Origin of the sequence: Falsiroseomonas sp., from assembly GCF_041690465.1 — a bacterium.
Classification (GTDB): Bacteria; Pseudomonadota; Alphaproteobacteria; order Acetobacterales; family Acetobacteraceae; genus Falsiroseomonas.
Map to the genome: position 1 here is coordinate 35,544 of NZ_JAWLHG010000015.1, position 17,310 is coordinate 52,853.

General features: G+C 72.7%; 14 protein-coding genes and 1 pseudogene. 6 read left to right on the forward strand and 9 right to left on the reverse strand.

The features are described from left to right. Nucleotides 1-8: 8 nt before the first annotated feature. Nucleotides 9-2,498 (reverse strand): HWE histidine kinase domain-containing protein, encoded by a 2,490-nt coding sequence (locus tag ACESM1_RS15910; RefSeq protein ID WP_372621649.1) that lies wholly within the window; start codon nt 2,496-2,498, stop codon nt 9-11. A 202-nt stretch (nt 2,499-2,700) separates the two neighbouring features. Further along, a complete protein-coding gene (ahcY, locus tag ACESM1_RS15915; RefSeq protein WP_372621651.1) occupies nt 2,701-4,098 on the reverse strand; it encodes an adenosylhomocysteinase in 1,398 nt (465 codons plus the stop codon). Between the two features lie 153 nt (nt 4,099-4,251). On the opposite strand from ahcY, the gene ACESM1_RS15920 reads away from it, so the two are divergent. From ACESM1_RS15920 to ACESM1_RS15940, 5 genes are all read left to right on the forward strand, one after another. Next, complete coding sequence (locus ACESM1_RS15920; protein ID WP_372621652.1) at nt 4,252-5,184, forward strand: endonuclease/exonuclease/phosphatase family protein; 933 nt, start codon at nt 4,252-4,254, stop codon at nt 5,182-5,184. 262 nt (nt 5,185-5,446) lie between these two features. Next, a complete protein-coding gene (locus tag ACESM1_RS15925; protein WP_372621654.1) occupies nt 5,447-6,970 on the forward strand; it encodes a phospholipase D family protein in 1,524 nt (507 codons plus the stop codon). A gap of 129 nt (nt 6,971-7,099) precedes the next feature. Next, entirely contained in the window at nt 7,100-8,305 is a 1,206-nt protein-coding gene (locus ACESM1_RS15930; protein ID WP_372621656.1) for a glycosyltransferase family 2 protein, read from the forward strand. After that, nucleotides 8,298-9,002 (forward strand): class I SAM-dependent methyltransferase, encoded by a 705-nt coding sequence (locus tag ACESM1_RS15935; RefSeq protein WP_372621657.1) that lies wholly within the window; start codon nt 8,298-8,300, stop codon nt 9,000-9,002. The genes ACESM1_RS15930 and ACESM1_RS15935 overlap by 8 nt, the downstream gene beginning before the upstream one ends. Continuing rightward, the gene (locus tag ACESM1_RS15940) at nt 8,999-11,059 is read left to right on the forward strand and encodes a hypothetical protein (RefSeq protein WP_372621659.1); all 2,061 of its coding nucleotides are present in this window, start codon (nt 8,999-9,001) and stop codon (nt 11,057-11,059) included. Before ACESM1_RS15935 ends, ACESM1_RS15940 begins: the two co-directional genes overlap by 4 nt. Before the next feature lie 44 nt (nt 11,060-11,103). On the opposite strand, the gene ACESM1_RS15945 is transcribed toward ACESM1_RS15940, so the two are convergent. The 7 genes and pseudogenes from ACESM1_RS15945 to ACESM1_RS15975 form a co-directional block, all read right to left on the reverse strand. Next, nucleotides 11,104-11,394, reverse strand: coding sequence for a hypothetical protein (locus ACESM1_RS15945; RefSeq protein ID WP_372621660.1), 291 nt, complete (start codon nt 11,392-11,394; stop codon nt 11,104-11,106). A gap of 126 nt (nt 11,395-11,520) precedes the next feature. Next, nucleotides 11,521-12,351, reverse strand: coding sequence for an NADPH-dependent oxidoreductase (locus ACESM1_RS15950; RefSeq protein WP_372621662.1), 831 nt, complete (start codon nt 12,349-12,351; stop codon nt 11,521-11,523). 52 nt (nt 12,352-12,403) lie between these two features. Next, nucleotides 12,404-14,272, reverse strand: a complete 1,869-nt coding sequence (ptsP, locus tag ACESM1_RS15955) for a phosphoenolpyruvate--protein phosphotransferase (RefSeq protein WP_372621663.1) — start codon at nt 14,270-14,272, stop codon at nt 12,404-12,406. Beyond that, complete coding sequence (locus ACESM1_RS15960) at nt 14,262-14,525, reverse strand: HPr family phosphocarrier protein (protein ID WP_372621665.1); 264 nt, start codon at nt 14,523-14,525, stop codon at nt 14,262-14,264. The genes ptsP and ACESM1_RS15960 overlap by 11 nt, the downstream gene beginning before the upstream one ends. A gap of 242 nt (nt 14,526-14,767) precedes the next feature. Next, nucleotides 14,768-15,154 (reverse strand): annotated as a pseudogene (locus tag ACESM1_RS15965) (PTS sugar transporter subunit IIA); the annotation flags it as partial. 76 nt (nt 15,155-15,230) lie between these two features. Further along, nucleotides 15,231-16,175, reverse strand: a complete 945-nt coding sequence (rapZ, locus tag ACESM1_RS15970; protein ID WP_372621669.1) for an RNase adapter RapZ — start codon at nt 16,173-16,175, stop codon at nt 15,231-15,233. Then, the gene (locus tag ACESM1_RS15975; protein ID WP_372621670.1) at nt 16,172-16,627 is read right to left on the reverse strand and encodes an HPr kinase/phosphorylase; all 456 of its coding nucleotides are present in this window, start codon (nt 16,625-16,627) and stop codon (nt 16,172-16,174) included. The genes rapZ and ACESM1_RS15975 overlap by 4 nt, the downstream gene beginning before the upstream one ends. A gap of 172 nt (nt 16,628-16,799) precedes the next feature. Between ACESM1_RS15975 and ACESM1_RS15980 the strand changes: the two genes are divergently transcribed. Beyond that, the gene (locus ACESM1_RS15980) at nt 16,800-17,276 is read left to right on the forward strand and encodes a DUF1203 domain-containing protein (RefSeq protein WP_372621671.1); all 477 of its coding nucleotides are present in this window, start codon (nt 16,800-16,802) and stop codon (nt 17,274-17,276) included. Nucleotides 17,277-17,310 lie beyond the last annotated feature (34 nt).

Below are 17,310 nucleotides of genomic sequence, written 5' to 3' on the forward strand. Positions count from 1 at the left end.
CGGGCGCCTCAGGCCGCGGCCGGCCCGATGGCGGCGCGCAGGGCCGCCGCGAGCTCGACCGGCGCCACGGGCTTGCGCAGCACTGCCGCCCCGGCCCCGCCGCTGCCCTCCGGCAATTCGCTGTAGCCGGTGGCGAAGACCACCGGCACGCCACGGCCGGCGAGCAGCGTCGCCAACGGGAAGCTCGGCTGGCCGCCGAGGTTGACGTCCAGCACCGCCGCGTCCAGGTGCCCGCCGCCCTCGGCCAGCGCCAGGGCCTGCGGCAGGGTACTGGCCGGGCCCACCACCTCGCAGCCGAGCGCGCGCAGCGTCTCGGCGGCATCGGTGGCGATCAGCGGCTCGTCCTCCGCCACCAGGATGCGGAGGCCACGCAGGAACGCCGTGTCGGCCGGCGACAAGGCGGCTTTCCGCGGCGCCGCATCCGGCGGCTTCTCCGTCGCGGCCAGTCGGCTGGCGGGGATCGTCAGCTCGCAGCGCAGGCCGCTGCGCTCCCAGCCGAGCGCGACACTGCCGCCCAACTGCCCACGCACCGTCGCCTCGACCAGGCGCGAGCCGAAGCCCGGGCGTGATGGCGGACCCTGGATCTCCGGCCCCTGCCGCTCGGTCCAGCACAGGTGCAGCATGCCGCTCGCCGCATCCAGCCGCCAGACCAGCGTCACCGTGCCGCCGGGCCGGGAGAGCGAGCCGTGCTTCGCCGCATTGGTGGCCAGCTCGTGCAGCACCATGGAGAGCGGCTGCACCGCCTCCGCCCGCAGCCGCAGCGACGGCCCTTCGAGCCGCACCTGGCCAGCCTCGACATGGGCCGCCAGCTCCTCGGCGGCGATGTCGCGCAGCGAGGCGCCCTCCCAGCGGTCCGCGGCGAGCAGTTCATGCGCGCGCGCCAGCGCCCGCACCCGCCCCTCGACGGCGGCGGCGAAGCTGATCGCATCCGGCGCCCGGGTCAGCCGCACCACGGACTGCACGACGGCGAGCGCATTCTTGGCGCGGTGGTCCACTTCGCGCATCAGCAGCCGCTGCCGCTCCTCATCCGCCTTGCGCTCGGTGATGTCGAACATCACGCCGACGAAGCGGCCCGGCTCGCCGGCGGCCGGCCGGATGAAGCGGCCATAGGATTCCATCCAGCGAAGGCTGCCGTCATCGGCACGGCGGATGCGGTAGGTCACGTGGAACAGCGCGCCCTGCCGCTCCGCTTCGGCCCAGGCGGCATCCAGATGCGGCAGGTCGTCGGGATGCACCCGCGCGCGCCACATCTCGATCGTGGCCTCCTCGGGGGCGTCGGGATCGTGGCCGAGCATGAGGAAATGGTGGCGCGACCAGACCAGGCGGCCAGTGGCGGCATCGAGGTCCCAGGTGGCCATGCCGGTGCCCTCCACGGCCAGGCGCAGCCGTTCCTCGCCGGCGCGCGCCGCCGCGGCGCGCTCGCGCAGTGCCGCGTCGGCGGCGACGAAGCCGCGCCGCAGCGCCTCGAACTCGACGACGGAGGAGGGCGCGGCGGAGGGCGCGGGCGGTGCCTGGCCGGGGGCGGCGGCGGCCACCGCTTCGGCATCGGCGGCCAGGGCGGAGAGGGGGCGCAGCAGCCTGTGCCCGAGCCACATCGCCATGGCCATGCCGAGCGCCAGGACCAGCGCGCCGCCGAGCGCCAGCGCAAGCAGCGGCCGCTGCCAGCTCGCATCGTAGGCGGCGCGCGATTCCGCGACCGCCACGGTCCAGCCGGGCGCCGACGGCACGCGCGCGAAGCCGAGCACGGCCTGCTCGCCTTCGAGGGTGGGGCCGTGCAGGAAGCCGCTGCCGCGCCCCGCCATCGCCGGGCCGTACCACGCCGGCGCCGGCGTTCCGACGAAGCGCTGGTGGTCGCGCGAGCGGGCGGCGACGTTGCCGCGGCTGTCGGTCACCGCGGCGAGGGCGCCTTCGGGCAGGTGCTGCGGGCGCAGCACATCGGCCAGCCGTGCCGGGTCCAGCGCCATGCCGAGCGCGCGGATCACCCGGCCGTCCCGGATCACCGGCACGAAGAGGAACGCAACGTCCCTGTCCAGCGCGGCGCCGCGGGCCACCCCGCCGAGCGCCGGCCGCCCGGTCGCGAAGACCCGCGGCAGCGGCGCCTCCTGCGGCGGCAGGCGCAGCCCGGAGGGGAGTGGCACGCCGGGCGGCAGGGCCGTGTGCAGCAGGCTGCGGTACTCGGGCGGAGGGCCGATCAGCCTGATGGAACTGCCGAGCGCCTCGGCGATGGCGCGGGCGCGCTCCGCAAACACGTCGAGGTCCGCCTCCGTCGCTTCGGCGTCCAGCAGGCGGGCGGTGGCGAGGCCGGTCAGCGTGGCCTCGTAGATCGCGATCTCCCGGTCCACCGCCTGCGCCAGGGCGCGCGCGGTGTCCTCCAGCCGGCGCTCGAAGGCGGCACGGTAGGCCAGCACGGCCTGCCCAGTGCTCGCCGCGCCCAGGCCGAGCGCGGGCAGCACCAGCGCAAGGGCCAGCAGCAGGAGGAAGCCACGCAGTCGTCGCATGCGCCTGGCGGGCGGCGGAGAAGCCGGGGCGTCGGCACGAGGCGCGGAAGTGTCTGACATGCCCCTGACACAGTGTGAAGGTGCGGTGGTAGAACCCACCTTGGCCCAGCACAACCTGACCGCCAGGGTTGATGCGACGCCGACGCGAGCCGGGCGGGCAACGGCCGCGCTGGCGGCCATGCCCGCGCGGCTCGCGCAGCCGTCAGTAGCGGTACTGGTCTGCCTTGAACGGCCCCTGTTCGCTCACGCCGATATACCCGGCCTGCTGCTCCGTCAGCTTCGTCAGCGTCGCGCCGACCTTGGCCAGGTGCAGCGCCGCGACCTTCTCGTCGAGGTGCTTGGGCAGGGTGTAGACCTTCTTCTCGTACTTCCCCGGGTTGGTCCAAAGCTCGATCTGGGCCAGCGTCTGGTTGGTGAAGGACGCCGACATCACGAAGCTCGGATGGCCGGTGGCGTTGCCGAGGTTCACCAGGCGGCCTTCGGACAGCAGGATGATCCGCTTGCCGTTCGGGAACTCGATCTCGTCCACCTGCGGCTTGACGTTGTCCCACTTGAAGTTGCGCAGGCCGGCGACCTGGATCTCGCTGTCGAAGTGGCCGATGTTGCACACGATCGCGCGGTGTTTCATCGCGCGCATGTGGTCCACGGTGATCACGTCCACATTGCCCGTGGCGGTGACGAAGATGTCGGCGCGCGGGGCGGCCTGCTCCATCGTCACCACCTCGTAGCCTTCCATCGCCGCCTGCAGCGCGCAGATCGGGTCGATCTCGCTGATCATCACGCGGCAGCCGGCGTTGCGCAGGCTGGCGGCGCTGCCCTTGCCGACGTCGCCGAAGCCGCAGACCATCGCGATCTTGCCGGCCATCATCACGTCGGTGCCGCGGCGGATCGCGTCCACCAGCGATTCACGGCAGCCATAGAGGTTGTCGAACTTCGACTTGGTGACGCTGTCGTTGACGTTGATCGCCGGGAACAGCAGGCGGCCTTCCTTCGCCATCACGTAGAGGCGATGCACGCCCGTCGTCGTCTCCTCGGAGACGCCGACGATGTTCTTCGCCAACTGCGCGAACCAGCCCGGCTTGGTCTTCACGCAATCCTTGATGAGGGCGAAGAAGACCTCTTCCTCCTCGTTGGTGGGCTTGTCGAGGAAGGCCACGTCGCCCTGCTCGGCGCGCAGGCCGTAATGGACCAGCAGCGTCATGTCGCCGCCATCGTCGAGCAGCACGTTCGGCGTGCCGCCATCGCCCCATTCCAGGGTGCGCTTCACGTACTGCCAGTATTCCGGCAGCGTCTCGCCCTTCACGGCGAAGACCGGCGTGCCGGTGGCGGCGATCGCCGCGGCGGCGTGGTCCTGCGTGCTGAAGATGTTGCAGGACGACCAGCGGACATCGGCGCCGAGCGACTTCAGCGTCTCGATCAGCACGGCGGTCTGGATGGTCATGTGCAGGCAGCCGGCGACGCGCGCGCCCTTCAGCGGCTGCGCGTTGCCGTATTCGGCGCGCACCGCCATCAGGCCGGGCATCTCGTCCTCGGCCATCGAGATCTCCTTGCGGCCCCAACCGGCCAGGGAGAGGTCCTTCACGACGTAGTCGGCGGCCATGGCACTTTCACCCGTTTGCTGAACGGAGGGCGCGTAGCACGGGGGAGGGGGCCGGCCAAGGGCGTAGCCCCTAGGCATAATGATATCTTTATGTCTCAGGCGCAGGCTTGCGGACTTGGCAGCCCGTTCCGGAGGCCCCATCATTTGATCAGCTTGTCCAGACGCCCCGCCCCGCCCCTCGACCGGACGACCTCCCCGACCGCCGCCCCGAAGCGGCGGCTGCGCGCGCCCGAGACGCTGCGGGTCGCCGAGCATCTGCGCGCCACCGGCGCAACGGTGCGGCAGCTGCTGGCGGAATTCCGCGAGGCACGGCGCCGCAGCCCGGCGCCGCCGCGCACGCCGGCCGAGGGCGAGCTGCGCATCGCCTCCTGGAACCTGCACAAATGCGTCGGCACCGACGGGCGCTTCGACCCGCATCGCTCGGTGTCGGTGATCGCCGAGCTGGGCGCCGACCTGGTGGCGCTGCAGGAGGCGGATCGCCGCTTCGGCCGGCGGATCGGGCTGCTCGATACGAAGCTGCTGGAGAGGCAGGCCGGGCTGGTGCCGCTGCCGGTCTCGGACCTGCCGGACGGCCATGGCTGGCACGGCAACGCCATCCTGGTCCGCCCCGGCACCCGCGCCCGGCTGCGCCGCCTGGCGCTGCCCGGCGCCGAGCCGCGCGGCGCGGTGGTGGCCGACATCGAGTTGCGCGACGGGCCGCTGCGGGTGGTCGCGGCGCATTTCGGCCTGCTGCCGCGCTGCCGCAAGCGGCAATCCGCCGCCGTCCTCGCCGCGCTGCAGGAAGCGGAGCCGATGCCCACCGTGCTCTGCGGCGACCTCAATGAATGGAACCCGGGCGAGCGTTCCTCGCTGCGCGGGCTGGCGCCGCTGTTCGGGCAGGTGAATGGCGGCCCGGCCAGCTTCCCGACCCGCATGCCGGTGCTGCCGCTCGACCGCATCCTGGCCTGGCCGCAGCCCCTGGTCTCCGATGTGGAGGTGCATGACAGCCCGCTGGCGCGCGTCGCCTCCGACCACCTGCCGCTGACCGCGCGGTTGCACCTGGCTGCGATCGCCGACACCTTCGCGGGCATCCGCGCGGCGGCCTGATACCAACGGCCGACTTCGTTGACCGCTGGTATCAGCTTTCTTGTGCCCTCAGGCCCTGGGCGCCGGCTCCGCCGGCTTGGTTGCGTCATGCCGCAGGCATCCGTTCCGCATGACGCAGTTGCGGCGGGCCGCATTCGCGGCCTCGGCATCGGTCAAGGACCGACGCCGCCAGCATAGGCCGCGAAGCGGCGGGCAGGCCGGGCCAGGCTGCCAGAACTGCGCCGGCCGGTGGCCGTTCGGGTTGCGAAGAGCGGGGATCGGCATGTCCCAGACCATGATCCGTCCGCCGGACAGCGAGGGGGAGCGCCAGGGTCCCACGCGGCTGGAACGCGCGGTGCAGGCGGCGCTGGCCTGTCTCGGGCTGCGCAGCGTCCCGGCGCGGCGGCAGGGGGGCGTGGCGGTGCTGTGCCAGGCGCCGGACGCCTTCGCCATCCGCGCCGCCTCCGCCCGCGCGGCGGGGCGTACGCTGGACCTGCAATACTATGTCTGGCGCGGCGACCTGACCGGGCAGTTGCTGGCGCATGAGGTGGTGGCGGCCGCCGATCGCGGCGTCGTGGTGCGCATGCTGCTCGACGATGCCTATGCGATCGGGCACGAGCGCACCATCGCCGCGCTCGACGCCCACCCCAACATCGAGATCCGGCTGTTCAACGGCGCGCGCTGGCGGCGCTTCGGGCGGCTGGGCTACGTGCTGGAATTCGCCTTCGGCGGCTGGCATCTCAACCGCCGCATGCACAACAAGAACTGGATTGCCGACAGGCAGCTCGCGGTGGTCGGCGGGCGCAACATCGGCAACGAGTATTTCGGGCTGGACATCGACGGCTCGGTCAGCTTCCGCGACCTCGACCTGGTGCTGGCCGGGCCGCCCGCCGCCGGCGCCTGCGCGGTGTTCGACCGCTATTGGCAGAGCCCGCTCGCCCGCCCCGCCTCGCAGGTCAGCACCGCAACGGAAGCGCGCGGCGGCCTGGCGCGGCTGCGGCCGGAGCTGGAGGCGGCAACCCGGGCAGAGGCCGCCGCCGGGCTGCTGGCGCCGCTGGCCGAGCATCCGGCCCGGCACATCCGCCGCGGGCTGACGCTGGTGGGCAGCGACGCGGTGCAGGTGGTGGCGGACCCGCCGGAGAAGGCGAAGCGCGGGCTCGGCGCGCGCAAGCGGGCGCGCGCGGCCGGCGGCATCGCCGCCGAGATCGCCGATGCGCTGCGCGAGGCGAAGCGGGATGTGCGGCTGATCTCGCCCTATTTCGTGCCCGGCCGGCAGGGGCTCGCGCTGCTGCGGGAGTTGCGCGCGCGCGGGGTCGCGATCAGCGTGGTGACCAATTCGCTGGCCGCGACCGACGTGGTCGCGGTGCATGGCGGGATGATGCGCTACCGCCGCGGGCTGCTGCACGCCGGGGTGGAGATGTACGAGTTGAAGCCCGGCCCCTTCGAGGAGAAGGCCAGCCTGTTCGGCTCGCGCGGCGGCGCGGCGCTGCACACCAAGGCGCTGGTGGTGGATGGGCTGCGCACCTTCGTCGGCTCCTTCAACCTCGATCCGCGCTCGGCGGCGCTGAACACCGAGATGGGCGCCTTCATCCACAACCCCGCGGTGGCGCGGGAGGTGGCGGAGGAACAGCAGCGCCTGATGGACCCGGCGGTGAGCTGGAAGGTGGAGCTGCGCGGCGGCCGTGTGGCCTGGCGCGACCTGCTGCACGGCCGGGAGCGCGTGCTGCACACCGAGCCGGGGGCGTCGTGGCGGCGGAAATTCGTCGCCTGGCTGGCCTTCGTGCTGCCGGTCGAGGAGCAGCTGTAGCCGCGGGGGAAAGCCTGCCGGCGGAAAGGCCGGGCCGCAGGCTGGCCATCGGGACCCTTGTGTGGGAATGTGCTCCCACGACGCTGCGCCCTGGGCAGTGACGGCAGGGCGGGGTTCCGGGAGGCGTGGGTGGAAGGCGGCACCGACTACGAACTGACGGTCCTCATGCCCTGCCTGAACGAGGCCGAGACCCTGCAGCAGTGCATAGCCGCGGCAGCGGGTTTCCTGCTCCGGAACCAGGTCCGCGGTGAAATCCTGATCGCCGACAACGGTTCCACCGACGGCTCCCGCGAGATCGCGCTGGCGGCCGGGGCGCGGGTGGTGGAGGTGCCGGAGCGCGGCTATGGGGCGGCGCTGCGCGCGGGCATTGGGGCGGCGCGCGGCCGCTACATCGTCATGGGCGATGCCGATTGTTCCTACGATTTCTCGGCCCTGGAACCCTTCCTGGAGGAGCTGCGCCGCGGGTCGGACCTCGTGATGGGCAACCGCTTCAAGGGCGGCATCGCCCCCGGCGCCATGCCGTTCCTCCATCGCTGGCTGGGCAACCCGGTGCTGAGCTTCGTCGGGCGGCTGTTCTTCGGTGCGTCCATCGGCGACTTCCACTGCGGCCTGCGCGGATTCCGCGCCGATGCGATCCGCGCGCTCCGGCTGCGGACGGCCGGCATGGAATTCGCGAGCGAGATGGTGGTCTGCGCCGCGCTTGCCGGACTGCGCATCACCGAAGTGCCGACGACGCTGGCGAAGGATGGCCGCTCGCGCCCGCCACACCTGCGCACCTGGCGCGACGGGTGGCGGCACCTGAAGTTCCTGCTGATCTACAGCCCGCGCTGGCTCTACATCCTCCCAGGGCTGGTCCTGACGGTGATGGGCGCGCTTGGGGCGGCGATCCTGCTGTTCGGCCCGGTCCGGCTGGACAGCATCGCCTTCGACCTGAACACCTTCGTGTTCTGCTGCTTCGCCTGCCTGCTCGGGACGCAGATCCTCACCTTCGGGGCGGTGTCGCGGCACTTCGCCGCGATGTCCGGCCTGCTGCCATGGTCGGATCGCGCGCTGATGCTGCATCGCTGGCTGACGACCGAGCGGCTGGCGATGCTGGGCGGCGTCGTGCTGCTGCTCGGCTGCGGCGTGTTCCTCTATGCCTTTCTGCTCTGGGCCTCCGTCTCCTTCGGGCCGCTGGTGGACCCGATGGCGCCGCGCGCGGTCATCGCAGGCCTGACCGGGGCGGTGATCGGGCTGCAGCTGCTGTTCGCATCCTTCCTGATCGGCATGCTGAGACTGCCGTTCGACGGTACCCGCGGCCGCGCCGCGGGTGCGGGGAACGTGCTCGATGGCTGACGTCAACGCCCAGTACAACGTCGCGGCGCCGGAGAGCCTGCCGGTCAGGATCGCTGCCTACCAGCGCAGGCGGATGTTCGACCGCTTCCTGCAGGCATGCGGCCTGCCCGATCCGGAGGCGACGATCCTCGACGTCGGCGTCACCAGCGACCGCACCTACGAGGCGTCGAACTACCTGGAGGCCTGGTATCCGCACAAGCACCGCGTCACCGCCTGCGGCGTGGACGATGCCTCCTTCCTGGCCGAGCTGTACGAGGGCATGCGCTTCATCAAGGCCGATGCGCTGGACCTGCCCTTCGCCGAACGCAGCTACGACGTCGTGCATGCCTCGGCGGTGATCGAGCATGTGGGGTCCGCGGCCAACCAGGCGAAGATGATCGCGGAGGCGGCCAGGGTCTGCCGCCGGGCCTTCTTCATCACCACGCCGAACCGCTGGTTCCCGGTCGAGTTCCACACCGTGCTGCCGCTCGTCCACTGGCTGCCGCCGCGGATCTTCCGGGACATCATGCGCAGGACGGGAAGGGGCTTCTTCGCCGCGGAGGAGAACCTCAACCTGATGACGCGCACGGACCTGCTGCGCGCCTGTTCGGCCGCCGGCCTGCGGGACTTCGACGCCCGGGTGGAGACCGCGAGCCTCGGCTTCTGGCCAAGCAACCTGCTGCTGATCGGGCTGAGGCGCGGTGGCGGCGCCGCGTGATCCGGCCTCGTCCGACGCGCCGCGGCGCCGGGGCCGGCGCGATGCGGCCCGGCACCATCCTGCTGGCGGCCGGCGTGCTTCTCGCTGCCGCGCTCAGCCTCTGGGCGCGGGCATCGCTGCCGATCGTCACCGTCGCCGATGCCGGCCACGATGACGGGCTGTTCGTCTCCCTCGCGCTGAACATCGCCAGCGGCCACTGGCTGGGTCGCTACGACAGCCTCACCCTGATCAAGGGCCCCGGCTACCCGCTGTTCCTTGCCATCGCCGGCGGGCTCGGCCTGCCGGTGAAGCTGGTGGAGCATGCGCTCTACCTGCTGGCGGCGGCACTGCTCGCATGGACCTTCGCGCGCGTGGCGAGGTCGCGGGCCGGGGGCTGCCTGCTCTTCGTGGCGCTGGCAGCGAACCCCGCCCTGTGGACGCTGGACGCCCAGCGCATCAATCGCGAGAGCTTCTACACCGGCCTCAGCCTGGGGCTGTTCGCGCTGGTGGCATGGCTCGCGCTGACGCCTGCCGGGCGGACAAGGGGCGCGTGGCTTGCCAATCGGCGGAAGCTGGCGGGCTTCGCCGCGGGCCTTCTCTTCGCGCATTTCTGGCTGACCCGGGAGGAGGGGATCTGGCTGCTGCCCGCCCTGCTGACGCTGCTCCTCGCCGCGGTGCTTCGCCGGGAGCCGGGCAGGGCGCGGCTCGGCTTCTCGCTGCGGCGGCCCGCCATCCGCGTTCCGCTCGCGGCGGGGCTTGGCGTCGCCCTCGGGCTCGGCGTGCCGCTGGCGCTCAACCTGCACCGCTATGGCGTGGCATCGACCAACGACCTCAAATCGGGCGGCTTCGCGCAGGCGTACGGCGCCATCATGCGGATCGAGACGGGCGACTGGCGACCGGACATCCCCTTCACGCCGGCCACCGCCGAGGCCATCGCCACGCACAGCCCGACGGGCCGGCCGCTGCTCGCGCATCTGCGGCTCGACGAGGTGACCGGCTGGCGGCGCGTCACCTGCGAGCAGCTGGAACTCGATCCCTGCCCGCAGGGCATCGGTGCGGGATGGTTCCTGTGGGCGCTGCGCGAGGCGGCCATGCGGGAGGGGTGGTTCCGCACCGCCGCCCTGGCGCAGCAGCGCTTCGGCGCGATGGCCGAGGAGCTCAACGCCGCCTGCGACTCCGGCGCCCTGCGCTGCTCGGCGCGCCGCGCCGGCATCGCCCCGCCCTTCCGGCTTTCCTATGTCGGGCCGACGTTGCGGGGGATGCTGGCGGGCGGCGCGGAGCTGCTGGACTTCCGCGCGCCGCATCTCGCCTGGCGTCCGGTCAGCGGCGCGCCGGAGGATCTGGCCCGCTTCGCCGCGATCGCCGGACCGATCCCGACCACGGCGCCCGTCTTCGAGCGGCCGCTGATGATCTCGGGCTGGGTCGCCGGTGCGGAAGCGATCTCGATCGAGGTCGGTGCGCCCGGCGTGGCCTCGGCGACGACCATCACCGAAGGGGCCGTCGAGGATGTGGTGCAGCATTTCGCGCGCCAGGGGCGGCCGGGGCTGCAGGCGCTCCGCTTCTCGATCGCGACCGACTGCCTGCAGGCGGGGTGCGCGCTGACCCTGCGCATGGCGGAGGCGTCGGCGCAACGGGTGCCGCTGCGGCAGCTGGGCCGCGGCGGTCGCGACGTGGGGGATTTCACGCTCCACATCGGCGGCATCAGCGACGCCTCGGCGATCCATGTCCCGCTGGACGAGCGCCGGCTCGCCGCCACCTTCGAGCGGCTGCGCCGCTTCGCGCACATCTATGGCGTGGTGCTGCTGGCGCTCTCTCCGCTGGTCGTGCCGGCCTTGATCCTGCAGCTTCTCCGGCTACGGACGGAGCCCGAGGCGGTGGCGCTGTTGGCCCTGATGGGCGGGTGCCTCGCGGCGGTGCTCGCCAGGCTGGCGGTGCTTGCCTACATCGACGCGACGTCGTTCCGCGCGCTGACGGCGCATTACGCCATGCCGGCGACGCCCTTCCTGATCGCCCTGGTCGTCATCTCCGCGCTGGTGGTGCTGCGCGCCGTCACCGGGCGATGGCGCCACAGGCGCTGAGGCCGCCGGGGGGCCAGCTGCGCCAGGCGCCTCCAGGCGCGTGATCAATCATCGTCGTCGTCGTCGTCGCGATCCCGGTCGCGGCGCAGGCGGGGCGACCAGTAGGGGCCGCCCCGCTCCTCCCGCCGCCAGCGCTGCCCTTCGCGCCAGTGTTCCACCCGCGTCCAGCCGCGGCGGCCGTTTCGATCCTCGATCAGCCGCGTCTCCACCCGCGTGCAATCGCCGTTCGAGCAGTTGGTGGAGGAATTCGAGGACTGGCTCTCGGCCATCGCGCCGAGCGGCGCGAGCCAGAGCGCGAACAGGCCGGTGACGGCGGCGCGGCGTATCGGGCGCATCGGCAACTCCCTCCGTGTCAGGAGGGAAGGCTGACGGGGCGGAAAGGCACGCAGGCGGCCCGATCGCGGCAGGATCGGGGCGCGCCGGATCCGACCGCGGCGGGGCGTGAACGCCCCGCCGGGGGCTCAACGCAGCGTGAAGCCGAGCGCGCGCAGCGCCTCCTTCATCCGGTGGCGGCCGCTCAGCGAGGCGGCGGTGCCGACGCGCGAGATCATGCGCTGCGTCCAGTCCTGGCGGCCCATGCCCACCCGCTCGGAGAAGTCGCCGAGCCGCTGGTCGTAGCCGGCGATCTCGGCCGGCTCGTCGGCCACCGTGTAGCGCTCGCGGTGCAGCACCAGCGATTGCGGCAGGCGCGGCTTCACGGCGGACGGGACGGCCGGATCGGGATGGCCGACGCTCAGCCCGAAGGCGGCGAAGGCGTTGGGCGGCAGGGCGAGTTCCTCCGCGACCTTCTCCGGGTGGTGGCGCAGCGCGCCGACATAGACGGTGCCGAGCCCGAGCGCTTCCGCGGCCACCACCGCGTTCTGCGCGGCGAGCGCGGCATCCACCAGCGCGACCATGAAGGATTCCAGGTAGTCCAGCCCCTCCAGGTGGCGGCCATGCGCCTTGCCGAGGCGCGAGAGCCGCGAGAGGTCGGCGACCCAGCACAGGAACAGCGGCGCCTGGGTGATGAATTTCTGGCCGTTCGCCAGCGCCGCGAGCCGCGCCTTGCGCGCCGGGTCCTGCACGGCGACGACGCTCCAGGCCTGCTGGTTGGAGGAGGTCGGCGCCGATTGCGCGGCGGCGACCAGCGTCTCCAGCACGCCATCGGCCAGCGGCGTCGGCAGGAAGGCGCGGATCGAGCGGTGGCCGAGGAGGGTGTCCAGCACCTGGTTGGCGGGGGCGGCGACATCGGGTGCGGCCCCGCCGTAGCGGGCGGCAAGCTGCGCCGCAGAGGTGTTCACGATGCCGTCCATTCGGACACTCCCGGTGGTCATGTTGCGCAGGGAAAGGGCAGGGCGGGAGGCTTCAGCCGCGCTCCGTCACGCCGGTCGCGAAGCCGTCCACCAGCTCGCGGATGCGAACGGGGTCGCTCTGCTCCATCACGCGCCGGGCGAAGCGGGCGCAGTCGCCGATGTCGAGCGCGCGCACCGCCTGCTTCACCCGCGGCACCGCGCTCGCATTCATCGACAGCGAGCGGATGCCAAGCCCGAGCAGCAGCGGCACCAGCTGCGGATTGCCCGCCATCTCGCCGCAGATGGAGACCGGCATGCGCAGGCGCAGCGCCGCCTCGGTGCTGAACTGCACGAGGCGCAGCACCGCCGGATGCAGCGGGTCGTAGAGATGCGCGACCTCGGCGTCGCCGCGATCCACCGCCAGCGTGTACATCGCGAGATCATTGGTGCCGATGGCGAAGAAATCGGCCTCCAGCGCGATGGCATCGGCGGCCAGCGCGGCGCCCGGCGTCTCGATCATCGCGCCGAGCTCGGGCAGCTTCTCCGGCAGCTTCTCGCCGCGGCGGCGGAGCCGGCGGGCGACGCGTTCGTAGATCTCGCGCGCCGACTTCACCTCCTCCGGCACGGTGACCATCGGCAGCAGCACGCGCACCACGCCATCGGGCGCGGCGGCGGCGACGCGCAGGATGGCGGCGAACTGCGCCTCCAGCAGCTCGGGCCGCTTCAGCAGCATGCGGATGCCGCGCAGTCCGAGCGCTGGGTTGGGGCTGACATGATGCGGCTCGACGCCGGCGGCCAGCGCCTGCATGTCCTTCTCGCCACCCCAGTCGAGCACGCGGATGGTCACCGGGTCGCCGTTCATCGCCTCGACGATCGGGCCATAGGCGGCGAACTGGTCGTCCTCGCCGGGCAGGTCCTCGCGGTTCATGAACAGGAATTCGGAGCGCAGCAGGCCGATGCCCTGGGCGCCGGCCTGGGCGATCAGCGGCAGCTCGGCCGGGATCTCCATGTTGGCCTGCAGCTCGACCAGCTCGCCATCGGTGGTGACCGCCGGCAGGCGGCGCAGCTTGCCGAGGCGCTGGCGTTCGCGCGCATAGGCCGCGAGCTGCTCCCTGGCATGGGTGAGCGTCGCCGCGGTGGGGTGCAGCGCCAGGCTGCCGGCGGCGCCATCCAGCACCGCCCCATCGCCGCGCCGCGCCGCTTCCGTCAGTCCGGGCGCGCCGAGCAGGGCGGGAATGCCGAGCGCACGCAGCATGATCGCGGTATGCCCGTCGGCGCCGCCTTCCTCCGTCGCCACGCCGGCGATGCGGGAGGGGTCGAGCAGCGCGGCATCGGCCGGGGTGAGTTCCTCGGCCACCAGGATGGCGCCTTCCGGCACGTCCTTGAAGCTGCGGAAGGGATTCTTGGTGAGGTTGCGGGTCAGGCGGCGGGCGATCTCGCGCACCTCGCCGGCGCGCCGGCGCAGCCCCGCCTTGTCGTCATCGCGGGCGGCGAGGATCGCCTCGGCGATGGCGTCCGCCTCGTCGGCGACCGCGGTCTCGGCGGCCAGCAGGCCCTGCTCGATGCGCTTGCGGGCGCCGCGGATCAGGCGGCTGTCGCCCAGCATCATCGCATAGGCGTCGAGCAGCGGCTCCAGCTCCTCCTGCGCCTCCTCGGGCAGCACGGAGAGGCGCATCTTCAGCTTGCCGACCTGCTTGCGGGAGGTGGCGACGGCGGCGGCCAGGCGCTGCTTCTCGGCGTCCACCGCGTCCGGCTCGATGCTGCGGCGGGGCGCCTCGGCGGGCGGCTCGCTGGTGTCGAAGACGGCGCCGATGGCGACGCCGGGCGAGACCGGGATGCCGCGAATCAGGATCTCCCTGGTGCGGCGGCCGTGACGGCGGCCGGCTTCGGCGGCAGGCTTCGGCTCCGGGCGTTCGCCGCGCTCGGGCTTGTCAATCTTCATGGAAGCCGGCCTCGATCAGGCCGGCCACCGCCTCGAGTGCTTCCTTGGCGTCCCAGCCCTCTGCTTCGAGGGTGATCTCGCTGCCCTGGCCGGCGCCGAGCATCATCAGCCCCATGATGGAGCAGGCCGGCACCGTCTGGCCGTGCCGCGAGACATTGATGCAGGCGGAGAAGCGCTCCGCCACGCCGACCAGCTTGGCGGCGGCGCGTGCATGCAGGCCGCGGCTGTTGGTGATCTTCAGCGTCCGCCGCATCACCATGCCTCCCGACGGGTCGCAGCCGCATGGCCCGGGATCGGCCGCGGGCGCAAGGCCCGAGAGAGACACCGGGGCCGGGGTGCTGGCCTTGGCTTCGCCACCTTCATCGGGCCATTCGTTCATGCGTCTCTCCCGTTGCCGCCTTTGGCGGCGGGCCCATTGCCGCCGGCGGCGGCAGGCCCATTCCCCGTCGCGGCGGCGGGTGCGGTGGCGGGCACATCGGCCTTGCCCGCATCCTGCACCTCGGCCGCGCAGGCGATGTATTTGCGCCCTGCCGCGGTGGCATGCGCCACCGCCTCGGACAAGGGCTCCGTGCCGCGGATCTTGGCCAGCTTCACCAGCAGCGGCAGGTTCACCCCGGCGATGACTTCCACGGTGCGGTGGTCGCAGAGCTGGAAGGCCAGGTTGGAGGGCGTGCCGCCGAGGATGTCGGTCAGCACCACCACGCCGTCGCCCTGGTCCACCTCGCCGATCGAGCTGCGGATGTCCTCGCGCCGGGAATCCAGCTTGTCCTCGGGGAAGATGCAGACGGTTGCCACGCTGTCCTGCGGGCCGACCACATGCTCCATCGCCGACCGGAGTTCCTCCGCGAGCCGCCCATGGGTGACGAGGACGAGGCCGATCATCGGCTGGCGTCCCGCCTGAACGCGGAACGCTGCAGGGCGTGTTTCTCGCCCTTCGTAAGCCTGTGTCGATGAGCCGTCATGATGAGTGTGCCAGGGCCTCCCGCCCCGCCTGGGAAGCACCGCCCCCGGCATTCGGTGCCGGGGCGGGCGCGAGTTCGCGGTGGACCACGTCCACCTGCCGTCCGCGCGCTTCCAGATGGGCCGCCAGGCGCTCCGCCACAAGCACGGAGCGATGGCGCCCCCCGGTGCAGCCGACCGCGATGGCGAGGTACTTCTTCCCCTCTGCGGCGTAGCGGGGCAACAGAAGCTCAAGCAGGCCAGTCATGCGGGCCCAGAAGGGCGCGAAATCCGCATCCGCCTCCACGAAGGCCGCGACGGGCGCATCCCTGCCCGTCATCGGACGCAGGACCGGATCGTAGTGCGGGTTGCGCAGGAAGCGCATGTCGAAGACCAGATCCGCCTCCCGCGGGAGACCCTTCGGATAGGCGAAGGAGATGATCGCGATGTCGAGGCCGGCCGCGCCTTCGGGGCGGAAGCGGCGCTCGATCAGCCGGCGCAGCTCCGGTAGCGGCAGGTCGGAGGTGTCCACCAGCAGGTCGGCCGCCTCCGGCAGCCCGGCGAGCAGCGCCGCCTCCCGCGCGATGCCCTCCGCCACGCGGGAGCCGAGGGAGCCACCGGGGGCCAGCGGGTGGCGCCGCCGCGTCTCGGAGAAGCGGCGCAGCAGCACCGCGTCGTCCGCGGTGGCGAAGACCAGGCTGGTGGCGATGTCGTGCCGCGCGCGCAGCTTGCCGAGCGCGTTCAGCACCTCCGCCGCCTGGAACCCGCGGGAGCGGGCATCCACGCCGATGGCGATCGGGGTGGCGCCGTCGGCGACCAGCTCGTCCAGGATGGTGAGCGGCGGATTGTCCACCGTCTCGAAGCCGAGATCCTCCAGCGTGCGCAGGATGGAGGCCTTGCCGGCGCCGGACAGGCCGGTGACCAGCACGACGGGGCGCGGGCCCTTGGCTGTCGGCCCGGTCACGCGGCGAAGGCCCCGGCCACCTGGCGGGCCTGGCCGCAGGCGGCGTCGAGGGCGAGCGCGATCTTGTCCGGGCAGGCGGCCTCGTGCCCGGCCAGCGCGACGCGGGGCAGGGAGCGGCCATGTGCCTCGAAGGCGCGGGGTGCGGGCAGGCGGGGCGGCTGCTCGCCGGCCGGCAGCAGGTCCACCACCAGGCGCAGCCTAGTGGGCGCGGCGACCGGCAGGTCGCGGAAGATGCCCAAGCCGCGGACCTCCAGCATGCCATGCAGCGCGGGCGGGGGGGTGGCGATCAGGGCGTCCACGGGGTCGGGGGCGAGGTCCACCTGGTCATCGGCCACGAGCGCCCAGCCACGCCCGATCAGCCGGAGCACGAGCTCCGACTTCCCAGCCCCCGGCGGGCCGAGGAACAACACGCCATCGCCGCCACGCGCGGCGCAGGAGGCGTGGAGAGGCATCCCGGTCGGCACCCCATGCAGCCGGGGCGGACCATGGCAGAAAGGTGGCGGCGGGTGAAGGGACCCCCCTCTCCAGGGGGTAGGGGGTCATCCGGAATGCCGGCGCAACCACCGGAAGGCGGCGGTGCCAGCCGCGTGGCAGAGGGGGCGACACCACAAGGAGGATCCCGCCATGCCCGGCTTCCGCTGCATCGCCATGCCGACCGAGGTCGCGCGCCGCTTCCGCGAGACCGGCCGCGACGACCGCGGCGGCCGGCTGCATCGAAGGATGGTGGACGGGCCGGGCTTCCCCTGCCGGCACTGCCTCAGGCTCGGCGAGGCGGGCGAGGCGATGCTGCTTGGCAGCTGGGACCTGCCGCGGCCGGGCGGGGTGTACTGGACGCCGAGCCCGGTCTTCCTGCACGCCAGGGACTGCCCGCGTTTCGAAGCGGAGAACGAGATCGCGCCGACGGTGCTGGCGAACGGCATCGTTTCGGTGCGGGCCTATGACGCGGCGGAGATGTGCCTCTACGACCTCGGCCAGGTCTGCGCCGGCGCGGAGGTGGAGGGGCCGCTGCTGCGGGCGCTGGGCGATGCGCGCACGCGCTTCGTGAACATCCACACCGCGCGGCCGGGCTGCTGGCTGGCCGCCGCGGAGCGGCTGGACTGACGCGCCGCGGAGCGGCTGAACTGACGAGGCGCCG

Bases quoted from the DNA above. Each gene is read 5' to 3' on its own strand.
- ACESM1_RS15910 (WP_372621649.1), bottom strand. From the start codon at position 2,498: ATGCGACGACTGCGTGGCTTCCTCCTGCTGCTGGCCCTTGCGCTGGTG.
- ahcY (WP_372621651.1), bottom strand. From the start codon at position 4,098: ATGGCCGCCGACTACGTCGTGAAGGACCTCTCCCTGGCCGGTTGGGGC.
- ACESM1_RS15925 (WP_372621654.1), top strand. From the start codon at position 5,447: ATGTCCCAGACCATGATCCGTCCGCCGGACAGCGAGGGGGAGCGCCAG.
- ACESM1_RS15935 (WP_372621657.1), top strand. From the start codon at position 8,298: ATGGCTGACGTCAACGCCCAGTACAACGTCGCGGCGCCGGAGAGCCTG.
- ACESM1_RS15945 (WP_372621660.1), bottom strand. From the start codon at position 11,394: ATGCGCCCGATACGCCGCGCCGCCGTCACCGGCCTGTTCGCGCTCTGG.
- ACESM1_RS15950 (WP_372621662.1), bottom strand. From the start codon at position 12,351: ATGGACGGCATCGTGAACACCTCTGCGGCGCAGCTTGCCGCCCGCTAC.
- ptsP (WP_372621663.1), bottom strand. From the start codon at position 14,272: ATGAAGATTGACAAGCCCGAGCGCGGCGAACGCCCGGAGCCGAAGCCT.
- ACESM1_RS15960 (WP_372621665.1), bottom strand. From the start codon at position 14,525: ATGCGGCGGACGCTGAAGATCACCAACAGCCGCGGCCTGCATGCACGC.
- ACESM1_RS15975 (WP_372621670.1), bottom strand. From the start codon at position 16,627: ATGCCTCTCCACGCCTCCTGCGCCGCGCGTGGCGGCGATGGCGTGTTG.
- ACESM1_RS15980 (WP_372621671.1), top strand. From the start codon at position 16,800: ATGCCCGGCTTCCGCTGCATCGCCATGCCGACCGAGGTCGCGCGCCGC.